13 protein-coding genes are annotated in these 13611 nt (G+C 61.8%); 4 read left to right on the forward strand and 9 right to left on the reverse strand.

Annotated elements, in window-relative coordinates:
- Window positions 1–52: 52 nt before the first annotated feature.
- A complete protein-coding gene (locus C4J93_RS24660; RefSeq protein WP_124430658.1) occupies window positions 53–940 on the forward strand; it encodes an acyltransferase in 888 nt (295 codons plus the stop codon).
- Here the strand turns inward: C4J93_RS24660 and C4J93_RS24665 are convergent.
- The gene (locus tag C4J93_RS24665; RefSeq protein ID WP_124364702.1) at window positions 937–1509 is read right to left on the reverse strand and encodes a DUF2780 domain-containing protein; all 573 of its coding nucleotides are present in this window, start codon (window positions 1507–1509) and stop codon (window positions 937–939) included. The two genes, C4J93_RS24660 and C4J93_RS24665, sit on opposite strands and share 4 nt — an antisense overlap.
- 125 nt (window positions 1510–1634) lie before the next feature.
- On the opposite strand from C4J93_RS24665, the gene C4J93_RS24670 reads away from it, so the two are divergent.
- Complete coding sequence (locus C4J93_RS24670; protein WP_124368607.1) at window positions 1635–2093, forward strand: anti-sigma factor domain-containing protein; 459 nt, start codon at window positions 1635–1637, stop codon at window positions 2091–2093.
- 139 nt (window positions 2094–2232) lie between these two features.
- On the opposite strand, the gene fdhA is transcribed toward C4J93_RS24670, so the two are convergent.
- The 8 genes from fdhA to C4J93_RS24710 all read right to left on the reverse strand — a co-directional run bounded on the left by fdhA (window position 2233) and on the right by C4J93_RS24710 (window position 12070).
- Window positions 2233–3432: a formaldehyde dehydrogenase, glutathione-independent gene (gene fdhA / locus C4J93_RS24675; RefSeq protein ID WP_057723611.1), complete on the reverse strand. Its 1200-nt coding sequence runs from the start codon at window positions 3430–3432 to the stop codon at window positions 2233–2235.
- 190 nt (window positions 3433–3622) lie between these two features.
- A complete protein-coding gene (gene purU / locus C4J93_RS24680) occupies window positions 3623–4480 on the reverse strand; it encodes a formyltetrahydrofolate deformylase (protein WP_124430659.1) in 858 nt (285 codons plus the stop codon).
- A gap of 10 nt (window positions 4481–4490) precedes the next feature.
- The gene (locus C4J93_RS24685; RefSeq protein WP_124364705.1) at window positions 4491–5123 is read right to left on the reverse strand and encodes a sarcosine oxidase subunit gamma; all 633 of its coding nucleotides are present in this window, start codon (window positions 5121–5123) and stop codon (window positions 4491–4493) included.
- Between the two features lie 123 nt (window positions 5124–5246).
- Window positions 5247–8264 (reverse strand): sarcosine oxidase subunit alpha, encoded by a 3018-nt coding sequence (locus C4J93_RS24690; RefSeq protein ID WP_124368609.1) that lies wholly within the window; start codon window positions 8262–8264, stop codon window positions 5247–5249.
- Entirely contained in the window at window positions 8261–8563 is a 303-nt protein-coding gene (locus tag C4J93_RS24695; RefSeq protein WP_124372093.1) for a sarcosine oxidase subunit delta, read from the reverse strand. The genes C4J93_RS24690 and C4J93_RS24695 overlap by 4 nt, the downstream gene beginning before the upstream one ends.
- 15 nt (window positions 8564–8578) lie before the next feature.
- Entirely contained in the window at window positions 8579–9829 is a 1251-nt protein-coding gene (locus C4J93_RS24700; protein WP_124430660.1) for a sarcosine oxidase subunit beta, read from the reverse strand.
- Between the two features lie 22 nt (window positions 9830–9851).
- Window positions 9852–11105 carry a serine hydroxymethyltransferase gene (gene glyA / locus C4J93_RS24705; protein ID WP_124372094.1) on the reverse strand — a complete coding sequence of 418 codons (1254 nt, stop codon included), beginning with the start codon at window positions 11103–11105 and terminating at the stop codon, window positions 9852–9854.
- 236 nt (window positions 11106–11341) lie between these two features.
- Window positions 11342–12070, reverse strand: coding sequence for a TraX family protein (locus tag C4J93_RS24710; RefSeq protein WP_124430661.1), 729 nt, complete (start codon window positions 12068–12070; stop codon window positions 11342–11344).
- Between the two features lie 90 nt (window positions 12071–12160).
- Between C4J93_RS24710 and C4J93_RS24715 the strand changes: the two genes are divergently transcribed.
- Window positions 12161–13201, forward strand: coding sequence for a low specificity L-threonine aldolase (locus C4J93_RS24715; protein WP_057723604.1), 1041 nt, complete (start codon window positions 12161–12163; stop codon window positions 13199–13201).
- A 192-nt stretch (window positions 13202–13393) separates the two neighbouring features.
- The gene (locus tag C4J93_RS24720) at window positions 13394–13594 is read left to right on the forward strand and encodes a hypothetical protein (RefSeq protein ID WP_124368612.1); all 201 of its coding nucleotides are present in this window, start codon (window positions 13394–13396) and stop codon (window positions 13592–13594) included.
- Window positions 13595–13611 lie beyond the last annotated feature (17 nt).

Consider the following 13611-nt stretch of genomic DNA (forward strand, 5'->3'; position numbering starts at 1 on the left):
CTAGACTCACCTTGCTTATCATTGCCCGCCCACAGAATTTCAAGAGTTGCTTATGCGCCGCCTGCTCACCGGCTGTTTGGTCACACTGCTGCTGTTACTCAACACGCTGATTTTGATCGGCCCCTTGCTGGTGTTTGCCCTGCTCAAGCTGGTGGCACCGGGCCGCTCGCGTGACTATGCGTCATGGGCGGTGATGTGGATCGCCGAGACCTGGGCCGAGATCGACAAGCTGATTTTCGCGGTGTGCATTCCCACCCAGTGGGATATTCGCGGCGGTGAGGACCTGCGGGGCGACACCTCTTACCTGGTCATCAGCAACCACCAGTCCTGGGTGGATATTCCAGCGCTGATCCAGGCGTTGAACCGACGCACACCGTTCTTCAAATTCTTCCTGAAAAAAGAGCTGATCTGGGTGCCCTTCCTTGGCCTGGCCTGGTGGGCGCTGGATTATCCGTTCATGAAGCGCTACACCAAAGCGTACCTGGCCAAGCACCCGGAGCTGGCCGGACAGGACCTGAAGATCACCAAAGAGGCCTGCGAGCTGTTCAAGCGCCAGCCGGTGACGGTGGTCAACTACCTGGAAGGCACGCGGTTCAGCGAGGCTAAACGCAAGCAGCAGGACTCGCCGTTTAACCGACTGCTCAAACCGAAGGCCGGCGGCGTGGCCTTCGTGTTGGCGGCGCTGGGCGAGCAGTTGGATGCCGTCCTCGACGTGACCGTGGTGTACCCACAGCCAAAGATTCCAGGGTTCTGGGATTTGATCAGCGGCGCGGTGCCGAAGGTGATCGTGGATATCCGCACCCGTGAATTGGACGCGGCGTTGTGGCAGGGGGACTACGAGAACGATCCGGCGTTTCGCCTGACCGTCCAGAACTGGGTCAACCAGCTCTGGCGGGAGAAAGACGCGCGCATCGAGCAGCTGCGCGCGCAGCAGTCTTAGCTGCCGGTGCCCCAAGCCTGGGCCAGCTTGCCCAGCACCGAGCTATCGGCGCCCTGCCCGCCCAGGTATTGCAGGATCACCGGGGCAAACTGACCGATCATGCCGCTGTCCATGCCCAGGGCGCTGAACGCGGTGTTCAAATCATTAGTGTTTTTCACGTTGCCCAGCAGGCCGTCCAGGCCGCTGGTCTTGCTGCCGCCGGCCTGGCCGAGCATCCCGCTCAAGGCACCCAGGCTGCCCAGGGCGTTGTTACCCGACAGTTTATCGAGGCCCGGCACGCTATCGCCCAGCTGCGAAAAGTCATTGCTGCTCAGCTTGTTCTTCGCCAGGCCCAGCATCGCGCCCGTGCCGCCGACGGCTTGCTCCGGGGTGATATTGAGTTGAGAGGTCAGGGCTGTCAGCAGGTCGGCCGTCTCTGAAGTTGGAGCAGCGGCAGCGGCTTTGTTGTTGCCACCTTGCATCCCGGAGATGGCGTTGGCCGCATCGCCAAGGCTGAAGCCTGCGGCAAACACCGGGCTGGCGGCCACGGTCAACAGGCAGGAAAGGGCAAAACCGCGTGAAATCTTCATCAAGACAACCTCAGGAAATAGGTGCAAAAGCAGGCGTTGGACTGGGTATCCCGTCGGTTGTTCCGGAACCCATCGGGGATAAGCGGGTCTAGGAACTGACTACAAAATTTGTCAGGAAGAGACTTATGACTGCGATCCAACCCCAAGTGATTGAGCACAAGCCTGCCTTCTGGAGCCGCCCGCGTCTGTTCATCGGCGCCTGCGCCGTAGTGGCTGCCGGCATCGGCGGCGCGCTCTACACCCAGGACAGCATCAAATCCGCGGCGACGTTGGTGACGACGACCCAGCAGCCGGCCGCGCAAATCATGGCGCACAAGGATTATCTGGAAGTACAGCCGATTGCCGCCACGGCGCCTGCGCCCGACCAGAGCCTGGAGCTGTGGGCCATCCCCAAAGACGGCACGCCTGTGTCTCTGGGACTTTTGCCGGAAGATGGCAAAGGCATCATCGGCCTGAACCCGCGTCAGCAGGAAAGCATCAGCAAACCGGTGGAGTTGATGGTGAGTTCGGAGACCAAGGGTGGCTCGCTGAGCAAGCAGCCAACCGGCCCGACCGTCTACCAGGGTGCGCTGGCCGCACGCTAAACACCCTGAATCCCTTGTGGGAGGGGGCATGCCCCGATAGCGGCAGGTCAGTCACAGAGGCACTGACTGAACCACCGCCATCGGGAGCAAGCCCCCTCCCACATTTGATTTTCAGTGGCTGGGACATTTGCCCAAGGCTTTACGCCGCGCTGAACATTTTATGCGGATCAATCACAAACTTCTTCGGCACACCCGCATCGAACTCGCCATAGCCACGTGGCGCGTCATCCAGGCTGATCACCTGCACGCCGACGATTTCAGCGATGTTGATACGGTCCCACATGATCGCCTGCATCAGCTGGCGGTTGTACTTCATCACCGGCGTTTGCCCGGTGTGGAAGCTGTGGGATTTGGCCCAACCCAGACCAAAACGAATGCTCAGGCTGCCCATTTTTGCGGCGGCATCGACAGCGCCTGGGTCTTCGGTGACGTACAGGCCAGGGATGCCGATCTTGCCCGCCACGCGCACTACGCCCATCAGTGAGTTGAGTACGGTGGCCGGGGCTTCGGCCTTGACGCCGTCGTGGCCGTGGCCGCGTGCTTCAAAGCCTACGGCATCGACGGCGCAGTCCACTTCCGGCTCGCCGAGCAGCGCGGCAATCTGTTCGTGCAACGGCGTGTCAGTGGACAGGTCGGCGATTTCAAAGCCCTGGGCCTTGGCGTGGGCCAGGCGGATCGGGTTGACGTCGCCGATGATCACGACCGCAGCGCCCAATAGGCGTGCTGATGCGGCAGCGGCGAGGCCGACCGGGCCGGCACCGGCGATGTAGACCGTGCTGCCTGGGCCAACGCCTGCCGTGACCGCGCCGTGATAGCCAGTCGGCAGGATGTCGGAGAGGCACGTCAGGTCGCGGATTTTCTCCATCGCCTTGTCGCGGTCCGGCAGTTTCAACAGGTTGAAGTCGGCGTAAGGCACCAGCGCGTATTCAGCCTGGCCACCGGTCCAGTCGCCCATGTCGACATAGCCGTAAGCACCGCCCGGGCGCGCCGGGTTGACACTCAAGCACACGCCGGTGTGCATTTCCTTGCAGGAGCGGCAACGACCGCACGCTACGTTGAAGGGCACCGACACCAGGTCGCCGATCTTCAGGTTCTCGACGTCGCTGCCCTTCTCGATCACTTCGCCGGTGATTTCATGCCCCAGCACCAGGCCGGTCTGGGCGGTGGTGCGGCCGCGCACCATGTGTTGGTCGGAGCCGCAGATGTTGGTAGAGACCACGCGCAGGATGACGCCGTGCTCGATCTTCCTGCCACGGGGGTCCTGCATTTTGGGATAGTCGATTTTCTGTACTTCGACCTTGCCGTTGCCGAGATACACGACACCACGATTGCCAGACATGCTTTCACCTCGCTGTTGTTTTTATGGAACTGCGTTGCCCTGTTAGGTGGGCAGCGCGTTTAAGTGCTCGGGTTACAGATGCTGTTTTTGCGTTGTTTTTGAGGGCCTCATCGGGGGCAAGCCCCCTCCCACATTTGCTGGTATTCACAATTTAAAAATGTGGGAGGGGGCTTGCTCCCGATGGCGTCAGTCAAAGCACCACAGTTCTATTGGCGTTCAAAAACACCCGCCGCTCGATGTGATACCCCACCGCCCGCGCCAACGTGAGCCCTTCGATATCGCGCCCCTTGGCAATCAAATCCTCGGGATAGTGGCTGTGATCCACCACCTCCACACCCTGGGCGATGATCGGGCCTTCATCCAGATCGTTGTTGATGTAATGCGCCGTGGCGCCGACCAGTTTCACGCCCTTGTTGTACGCCTGGTGATAGGGCTTGGCGCCTTTGAAGCCCGGCAGCAACGAGTGGTGGATGTTGATCGCCTTGCCGTCCAGCTTGCGGCACAGTTCCGGCGACAGCACCTGCATGTAGCGCGCAAGAATCACCAACTCGGCGCCGGTGTCTTCCACCACTTGCCACACCTGGCGCTCCTGGGACGGCTTGTCGTTGGGGTCCAGCGGGAAATGGAAGTAGGGAATCTGGTGCCAGTCGGCCAAGGGTTTCAGATCGGGGTGGTTGGACACCACCGCGACCACGTCCATCGACAACTGGCCGATGCGCTGGCGGTACAGCAGGTCATTGAGGCAGTGATCGGCCTTGGAGACCATGATCACCACTTTAGGCCGGTAGTTGGGCGCCGTCAGCTCGAAGATCATGCCAAAGGCTTGGCCGCGCGTGGCCAGGCCGTCGCGAAAGGCTTGCTCGTCAAAACCGTCCGGCTGGCGGAATTCCACACGGATGAAAAACCGGCCCGAGAGGCGGTCATCGAACGAGTGGTGCTCGGTGACGTAGCAGCCCTGCTCGAACAGGTAGCGGGTGACCGCGTCCACCGTGCCGAGCACGCTGGGGCAGTCGGCGGTTAAAATCCATGTATCGGGTGCGCGGCTCATGGGCTATTCCTCAGGCTTGAACGCTCAGGCCAAACTCGGCGCAGGCGTCCTGCAACCACAACCACCAGTAGTCCGAGAAGCTGCGACGGATCAGCAGTTCCCAGGTGTCTTCTGCGGTATGACGGATCACCAGTTGCGACTTGGCGAACACCGTGCCCACCGCCTTGCCCACCGGGAAGTTGTTGGGGTGCACGTCGTAGCTGGTGGACTTCATCAGCACATCGCGCACGTTCGGACCGCTGAGTTCAAGAATTTGCTGGCCGCCGCTGACGTTGACGATCTGGATATGCAGGTCGCCCAACGCCGCGCGCAGGTTTTGTTCGGCAGCGAACTCTTCGCCGCCTGGCACGATCAGCAGCCACTCGTCCGGGCCGAGCCATTGCAGGCTGGTTTCACCGTTGACGATGACCTGCAGAGCGCCAGGCAGTTCGATGCCCAGGGCCTTGTGCACGCCGCTGGCGAATGCGGCATCGTGGCCGTCGCCGCGGAGGGTCAGGTGGCCCAGAAGTTTCTTTTCACGCACGGTCACGCCGGCATTCTTGCGGCCCTTGCCGACCAGGCTGGCGAGGTCGGCATGATGCAGCGACGACTCGGCCTTGGCACCGGTGGTGGGGCGTTGTTGGTATACGTTGGCTGCTGTCATAAAGCACCTGTTCTGAATTCTGTGGTGACTGTTCTGGCCTCATCGGGGGCAAGCCCCCTCCCACATTTGGAATGCATTCCCCTGTGGGAGGGGGCTTGCCCCCGATGCAGGCGACGCGGTCTATCAGATGTTCTGCCGCTCACCTTTCGGATCAAAGAACACCGAAGACACAATCTCCGCCTCGATCACGCTGCCATCGGCCTGGGGCGAAAACACCCGTTCGCCGATGCGCTTCAAGCCGCCCTTCACCACGCCCATGGCAAACGAATAACCCAGAGAGTTGTGCGCATAGCTCGAGGTCACGTGGCCGACCATCTTCATCGGGATCGTCTGCTTCGGATCGAACACCAACTGTGCGCCTTCCGGCAGCCACACGTTCGGATCAATCGGCTTGAGCCCGACCAGTTGCTTGCGCTCTTCACGCACGCAGTCTTCACGGTTCATCCCGCGCCAGCCGATCCACGAAAACGGTTTGGTACGGCCTACGCACCAGCCCATGTTCAGGTCGTCCGGGGTCATCGAGCCGTCGGTGTCCTGGCCGACGATGATGAAGCCCTTCTCGGCGCGCAGTACGTGCATGGTTTCGGTGCCGTACGGCGTCAGGTTGTACTTTTTGCCGGCCTCGACGATCTGTTCCAGCACGCCCATGGCGTAGTCGGCCTGCACGTTGACTTCATACGACAGCTCGCCGGTAAACGAGATACGGAACACCCGCGCCGGTACGCCGCCCACCAGGCCTTCTTTCCAGGTCATGAACGGGAAGCCGTCCTTGTCCAGGTCGATGTCGGTGACTTCGCTCAGCAGTTTGCGGCTGTTGGGGCCAGACAGGGTCATGGTCGCCCAATGGTCAGTGACCGAGGTGAAGTACACCTTGAGGTCCGGCCATTCGGTCTGTTGGTAGATTTCCAGCCACTGCAGAACACGCGCGGCACCGCCGGTGGTAGTGGTCATCAGGAAGTGGTTGTCGGCCAGACAGGCGGTGACGCCGTCGTCGAAGACCATGCCATCTTCCTTGCACATCAGGCCGTAGCGCGCCTTGCCCACGTCGAGCTTGGTCCAGGCGTTGCTGTAGATACGGTTGAGGAACTCACGGGCATCCGGGCCCTGGATATCGATCTTGCCGAGGGTGGACGCATCCAGCAGGCCGACGCTGTCGCGCACGGCCAGGCATTCGCGTTTGACCGCAGCGTGCAGGTCTTCGCCGTTGCGCGGGAAATACCACGGGCGTTTCCACTGGCCGACGTCTTCAAATTCGGCGCCGTTCTTCACGTGCCAGGCTTGCAGCGCGGTGTAGCGCACCGGTTCGAAGATGTGCCCACAGTGACGACCCGCTATCGCACCGAATGTCACGGGTGTGTAGTTGGGACGGAACATGGTGGTGCCCATCTGCGGGATGGTCACGTTCAGCGAGCGCGCGGCAATGGCCAGACCGTTGACGTTACCCAGCTTGCCCTGGTCGGTACCGAAGCCCAGCGCGGTGTAGCGCTTGACGTGCTCGACCGATTCGAAACCTTCGCGGGTAGCCAGTTCGATGGCGGCGGCGGTCACGTCGTTCTGCAGGTCGACGAATTGCTTCGGTGCCCGTGCGGTAACTTTTTCGTGAGGCACCTGGAACAGCGCCAGGGTCGGCTCTTCCAGACGGCTCAGGGCTTTCGGCAACACGCCTTCAACCGGGGCGAACCCGGCTTCGCTGGCCGCACGCACGCCGCCCTCGAACCCATCAGCGAGGGAATCGCCCAGACCGTAGACGCCGTTGATACCGCCGACGCACACGCGTTTCTGCGGCGCTTCGCCCGGCACGAAACCGAGGATGTCTTCACGCCAGGTCGGCTTGCCGCCCAGGTGCGAGGCCAAGTGGACCACCGGGCTGTAGCCGCCGGAGCTGGCCACCAGGTCGCAGTCCAGCCACTCGCCAGGGCTGGTGACTTTGTGTGCTTTCACATCGATCGCAGCCACTCGGGCAGCGCTCACGCGCTTGGTGCCACGCGCTTCGACTACAGCGCTGCCGGTGAGGATACGAATGCCCTTGGCGCGGGCTTCTTCAACCAGCGCGCCGCGTGGGTTGTGGCGTACATCGGCCACCGCGACCACTTGCAGGCCCGCATCGAGCCAGTCCAGTGCAACGCGGTAGGCGTGGTCGTTGTTGGTCGACAGCACCAGCTTTTTGCCCGGTGCCACGCCGTAGCGGCGCACGTAAGTCGAGACTGCACCCGCCAACATGTTGCCCGGCACGTCGTTGTTGCCGTACACCAGGGGGCGCTCGCACGCACCCGTGGCCAGCACCACGCGCTTGGCGCGCACGCGGTGGATACGCTGGCGCACCACGCCGATCGGCGCGCGGTCGCCAAGGTGGTCGGTGAGGCGCTCGTGAATGGTCAGGAAGTTATGGTCATGGTAGCCGTTGACGGTGGCGCGGGGCAGCAGCACCACGTCCGGCAGGGCTTTCAACTCGGCAATCACGCTGGCAACCCATTCGGTCGCCGGCTTGCCGTCGAGGCTTTCGCGCGAATCCAGCAGCGAACCACCGAACTCTTCCTGTTCATCGGCAAGGATCACCCGCGCGCCGCTGCGCGCAGCCGCCAGTGCAGCGGCGAGGCCGGCCGGGCCGGCACCGACCACCAGCACATCGCAGTGACGGTTGAAGTTGTCGTAGGTGTCCGGATCGTTCTCGGTCGGCGAACGGCCTAGGCCAGCCGCCTTGCGGATGTACTTCTCGTAGGTCATCCAGAACGACTGCGGGTACATAAAGGTTTTGTAGTAGAAACCCGGCGGCATCAGCTTGCCGCCGACCTTGCCGAGGATGCCCATCATGTCGTTGTTAACGCTCGGCCAGCCGTTGGTGCTGGTGGCAACCAAGCCTTGGTACAGCGCTTGTTGCGTGGCGCGCACGTTGGGAATCTGGGTGGCTTCGGTGGCGCCGATCTGCAGCACCGCGTTCGGCTCTTCGGCGCCGGCGGCGAAGATGCCGCGAGGGCGCGAGTACTTGAAGCTGCGGCCGATGATGTCGACGCCGTTGGCCAGCAGTGCAGCGGCCAGGGTGTCGCCTTCAAAGCCCTTGTAGCTCTGCCCGTTGAAGGTAAAGGTCAGGACTTTGTTACGGTCGATGCGGCCACCGTTGGACAGGCGATTGATCTGGCTCATACCTTCTCTCCAGCGGCCTTGGCGGTGAATTGCGGCTTCTCGCCGATCTTGTAGGTTTCAAGAATTTCGTAAGTCAGGGTGTCGCGCGTTGCGTTGAAGTACTGGCGGCAACCGGCGGCGTGAATCCACAGTTCGTGGTGCAGGCCACGGGGGTTGTCGCGAAAGAACATGTAGTCGCCCCACTGCGCATCGGTGCAGGCATTCGGGTCCAGCGGGCGCGGGATGTGCGCTTGGCCGGACGCGTGGAATTCCTCTTCGGAGCGCAGTTCGCCACAGTGAGGACAGAAGATATGCAACATAGGAAATTTCTCCTGTTAGTGGGCGACGGCCGCAGCGCCGTGTTCGTCGATCAGCGCACCGTTGTGGAAACGGTCGATGGAGAATGGCGCGGCCAACGGGTGCATTTCACCCTTGGCCAGGCTCGCGGCAAACACGTTGCCTGAGCCCGGCGTAGCCTTGAAGCCACCGGTACCCCACCCGCAGTTGAAGAACATGTTCGGCACCGGGGTCTTGGAGATGATCGGGCAGGCGTCCGGCGTGGTGTCGACGATGCCGCCCCACTGGCGGTTCATGCGCACCCGGGACAATACCGGGAACATCTCGACGATGGCCTGGATGGTGTGTTCGATCACCGGGTACGAGCCACGCTGGCCGTAGCCGTTGTAGCCGTCGATGCCGGCGCCGATCACCAGGTCGCCCTTGTCGGACTGGCTGATGTAGCCGTGCACGGCGTTGGACATGATCACGCTGTCGATAATCGGCTTGATCGGCTCCGACACCAACGCTTGCAGCGGGTGGGATTCGATCGGCAAACGGAACCCGGCGAGTGACGCCATGTGCCCGGAGTTACCCGCCGTGACCACACCGACGCGCTTGGCGCCGATAAAGCCCTTGTTGGTTTCCACGCCGATGCACACGCCGTTTTCCTTGCGAAAGCCGATCACCTCGGTCTGCTGGATCAAGTCCACACCGAGAGCGTCAGCGGCGCGGGCAAAACCCCAGGCCACGGCATCGTGGCGGGCCACGCCGCCGCGACGTTGCACGGTGGCGCCGAGGACCGGGTAACGGGGGTTCTTGGAGCAGTCGAGGTAAGGAATCTCGTCGGCAACCTGCTTGGCGTTGAGCAGTTCGCCATCCACGCCGTTGAGGCGGTTGGCGCTGACGCGACGCTCGGAATCGCGGATGTCCTGCAGGGTGTGGCACAGGTTGTAGACACCACGCTGGGAGAACATCACGTTGTAGTTCAGGTCCTGGGACAAACCTTCCCAGAGTTTCATCGCATGTTCATACAGGTGCGCCGACTCATCCCACAGGTAGTTGGAACGCACGATGGTGGTGTTGCGCGCCGTGTTGCCACCGCCCAGCCAGCCTTTCTCGACCACGGCCACGTTGGTGATGCCGTGCTCTTTGGCCAGGTAGTAAGCGGTCGCCAGACCATGCCCGCCGCCGCCGACGATCACCACGTCGTAGACCTTTTTCGGGGTCGGCGTGCGCCACATCTTCTGCCAGTTTTCGTGATGGCTGAGGGAGTGCTTGAAGAGGCCGAAGCCTGAGTAGCGTTGCATAGTCATTACTCCAAAACCGCGCTCAGCGATAAACCGGGAAATCAGCGCACAGGGCAGACACGTGCTTGGCCACGTTGGCCTCGACGTCGGCGTCGCCGAGGTTGTCGAGGATGTCGCAGATCCAGCCGGCCAGTTCGATGCACTGCGGCACTTTGAAGCCACGGGTGGTCACCGCCGGGGTGCCGATGCGCAGGCCCGAGGTCACGAACGGCGACTGCGGGTCATTCGGCACGGCGTTCTTGTTGACGGTGATGTGGGCGCGGCCGAGGGCCGCGTCCGCGTCTTTGCCGGTGAGGCCCTGACGGATCAGGCTGACCAGGAACAAGTGGTTGTCGGTACCACCGGAGACCACATCGTAGCCGCGCTTGATGAACACTTCGGCCATGGCCTGGGCGTTGTCGATCACTTGTTGCTGATACGCCTTGAAGCCTGGCTCTGCTGCTTCCTTGAAGCACACCGCCTTGCCGGCGATCACATGCATCAGCGGGCCGCCCTGGGCGCCGGGGAAGACAGCCGCGTTGAGTTTCTTTTCGATGGCTTCGTTGGCCTTGGCCAGGATCAGGCCACCGCGTGGACCGCGCAGGGTCTTGTGGGTGGTGGTGGTGACCACGTCCGCGTAGGGCAGCGGGTTCGGGTACAGACCGGCGGCCACCAGGCCGGCGACGTGGGCCATGTCGACGAACAGCAGTGCGCCCACCTTGTCGGCGATCGCACGGAAGCGTGGGAAATCCAGGGTCTTGGAGTAGGCAGAGAAACCGGCCACGAGCATTTTCGGCTGATGCTCCACGGCCAGGCGCTCGACTTCGTCGTAGTCGATCAGGCCGGTGTCGGTGTTGATGCCGTACTGAACCGCGTTGTACAGCTTGCCCGAGGACGACACTTTGGCGCCGTGGGTCAGGTGACCGCCGTGGGCCAGGCTCATGCCGAGAATGGTGTCGCCGGCATTGATCAGCGCCAGGTACACCGCACTGTTGGCGGACGAGCCGGAGTGCGGCTGCACGTTGGCGTAATCGGCGCCGAACAGCTGCTTGGCGCGCTCGATGGCCAGGGCCTCGACCTTGTCCACATGCTCGCAGCCACCGTAGTAGCGCTTGCCCGGGTAGCCTTCGGCGTATTTGTTGGTGAGGCCGCTGCCTTGAGCTTCCATCACGCGCTTGCTGGTGTAGTTCTCCGACGCGATCAGCTCGATATGATCTTCCTGACGCTGCTCCTCGGCATTCATCGCCGCCAGCAGTGCGTCGTCATATCCCTGGATCTGGTCTTGTTTGCTGAACATCGCGTCTCTCCCAGCCTTTCGTATTGTTGAGGCCCGTGCAGGGCCCTTTGATGCGATGGTAGGGCTGGCGCGTGCAGGTCAAATGCCTGCGCACGCCACGCAAAGGTGCGTTTACGACATTAGATGAGCGACACGAAACAAATGTGGGAGGGGGCTTGCCCCCGATAGCGGTAGATCAGCTTGCAGATGCAGTGCTGACCTACCGCCATCGGGGGCAAGCCCCCTCCCACATGGGGTCAGGCGATGATCTTGCGAAGGAGTAGCAGCAGTAGGAAATGCAGGGGATAAAGCGCATATGCCCAACGGCGCATGGCCGGTGGCGCAGCGCTTTTGGCGTGTCGCAACAGCACCAGGCCGAGCCATGGCGCGATCAGACACGCGGTCAACCCCATGAGCGCCACTGGCGTACCGCTGTTGAGCAAAATCTGCCATTGATTGGCAGCCACACAGACCAAACCCGGTAACACGCTGAAATACCATGGCCGACTGAATACCAGCAGCATCGCCAGTGGCAGCAATACACCAAAAAAACCGAACATCAGTTGTGTGGAAAAGACAGCGCCTATTGCGAGCGCCAGCAGCGCCAATCCTCGATCAACAAGGGCTTTGTGCTGCCATCCCCTGGCAACCAGCACGCCCAGTGCCAGGGTCGGCAGCACATTCAATGTATCGGCATCCTCGATGAACAGCCGATAGGGGACTTCGCTGATCACACTGAACAACAGCAGCCAGCCAAGGTAGCGCCACTGGCCGCTCATCGGCGCATTGCGCGCGCGATGCAGGTTCGCCGCGATCGCCAGGCAAAACCACGGGAACGCCAGGCGCCCCGGCACGTACAGCCCATCCAGGCTCAACCCCACATAGCGCAGGTGGTCCAGCACCATGCTCAGCAGCGCCAGCCACTTGAGCAGATCCAAAGCGCCATCGCGGATACGTCCGACAGGAACCGTTTCAGTACCGTGCATAATTCCCCAACGACTTTGCATTTACAGTGCGTGCGCCCCCCTCCCAATCTTGGTTAAAGTGCGCACCAACATCGACCACAGGAATGGGCCATGACCGACAAGAGCCAACAATTCGCCAGCGACAACTATTCCGGCATCTGCCCGGAAGCCTGGGCCGCCATGGAACAAGCCAACCAGGGCCATCAACGCGCTTACGGTGATGATGAGTGGACCCACCGCGCCGCCGACGGTTTCCGCAATCTGTTCGAAACCGACTGCGAAGTGTTCTTCGCCTTCAACGGTACCGCCGCCAACTCCCTGGCGCTGTCTTCGCTGTGCCAGAGCTACCATAGCGTGATTTGCTCGGAAACCGCTCACGTCGAGACCGACGAATGCGGCGCGCCGGAGTTTTTCTCCAACGGCTCCAAGTTGCTCACCGCGCGTACCGAAAACGGCAAGCTGACCCCGGAATCGATCCGCGAAATCGCCCTCAAGCGCCAGGACATCCACTACCCGAAACCGCGCGTCGTCACGCTGACCCAGGCCACCGAGGTCGGCAGCGTCTACACCCCGGAGGAAATCCGCGCCATCAGCGCTACCTGCAAGGAACTGGGCCTGAACCTGCACATGGACGGCGCACGCTTCTCCAACGCCTGCGCCTTCCTCGGCTGCTCGCCGGCCGACCTGACCTGGAAGGCCGGTGTAGACGTGCTGTGCTTTGGCGGCACCAAGAACGGCATGGCGGTGGGTGAAGCCATCCTGTTCTTCAACCACAAGCTGGCCGAAGACTTCGACTACCGCTGCAAACAGGCCGGCCAACTGGCGTCGAAGATGCGCTTTTTGTCGGCACCGTGGGTGGGCCTGCTGGAAAACGACGCCTGGCTCAAGCATGCGCGCCACGCCAACCACTGCGCGCAACTGCTCAGCAGCCTGGTGGCGGATATTCCCGGCGTTGAGCTGATGTTCCCGGTGCAAGCCAACGGCGTGTTCCTGCAACTCTCGGAACCGGCCATCGCCGCGCTGACCGCCAAGGGCTGGCGTTTCTACACCTTTATCGGCAAAGGCGGCGCACGCTTCATGTGTGCGTGGGATACCGAGGAAGAGCGTGTAAGAGAATTGGCGGCCGATATCAGGGAAGTGATGAACGCTTGAAGTAGAAATCAGCCCAGCCCGTACTGGCCGATTGCCGAGTCTGTTTTTTGATATTTCTGACAGCAGCGCACTATGATTTCGTTGTCTAGCCTCTTGGAACCCGGAAGGAAACGCAGCGCTACCTGCCACCTTCCGGGCCTATTGCCTGCCGAATGATCGGCCGGAAATACCTATCCAATGGAGAGCTTAATCATGGAATATCAAAACAACATCAATACCCTGCAAAGCAACGGCACCGACAGCACCACCGTCATCGACTGGGACGAGTTCAGGAAGCACGCAAAAGTCGGCGATACCATCCGCGAGCCATCCAGAACGCTCAGGATCTATGACAAAGTCTATGAAATGACAGCCTCAGGCCAACACTTCGTCATCCACATCTACGCCCAGTAACCCCCAGATCGTTCCCA

The sequence above is a fragment of the Pseudomonas sp. R2-37-08W genome (assembly GCF_003851705.1).
In the GTDB taxonomy this organism is placed as follows: domain Bacteria; phylum Pseudomonadota; class Gammaproteobacteria; order Pseudomonadales; family Pseudomonadaceae; genus Aquipseudomonas.

Coding starts and splice junctions, on each gene's coding strand:
- C4J93_RS24660 (WP_124430658.1), top strand. CDS start 53: ATGCGCCGCCTGCTCACCGGCTGTTTGGTCACACTGCTGCTGTTACTC.
- C4J93_RS24665 (WP_124364702.1), bottom strand. CDS start 1,509: ATGAAGATTTCACGCGGTTTTGCCCTTTCCTGCCTGTTGACCGTGGCC.
- C4J93_RS24670 (WP_124368607.1), top strand. CDS start 1,635: ATGACTGCGATCCAACCCCAAGTGATTGAGCACAAGCCTGCCTTCTGG.
- fdhA (WP_057723611.1), bottom strand. CDS start 3,432: ATGTCTGGCAATCGTGGTGTCGTGTATCTCGGCAACGGCAAGGTCGAA.
- purU (WP_124430659.1), bottom strand. CDS start 4,480: ATGAGCCGCGCACCCGATACATGGATTTTAACCGCCGACTGCCCCAGC.
- C4J93_RS24685 (WP_124364705.1), bottom strand. CDS start 5,123: ATGACAGCAGCCAACGTATACCAACAACGCCCCACCACCGGTGCCAAG.
- C4J93_RS24690 (WP_124368609.1), bottom strand. CDS start 8,264: ATGAGCCAGATCAATCGCCTGTCCAACGGTGGCCGCATCGACCGTAAC.
- C4J93_RS24695 (WP_124372093.1), bottom strand. CDS start 8,563: ATGTTGCATATCTTCTGTCCTCACTGTGGCGAACTGCGCTCCGAAGAG.
- C4J93_RS24700 (WP_124430660.1), bottom strand. CDS start 9,829: ATGCAACGCTACTCAGGCTTCGGCCTCTTCAAGCACTCCCTCAGCCAT.
- glyA (WP_124372094.1), bottom strand. CDS start 11,105: ATGTTCAGCAAACAAGACCAGATCCAGGGATATGACGACGCACTGCTG.
- C4J93_RS24710 (WP_124430661.1), bottom strand. CDS start 12,070: ATGCACGGTACTGAAACGGTTCCTGTCGGACGTATCCGCGATGGCGCT.
- C4J93_RS24715 (WP_057723604.1), top strand. CDS start 12,161: ATGACCGACAAGAGCCAACAATTCGCCAGCGACAACTATTCCGGCATC.
- C4J93_RS24720 (WP_124368612.1), top strand. CDS start 13,394: ATGGAATATCAAAACAACATCAATACCCTGCAAAGCAACGGCACCGAC.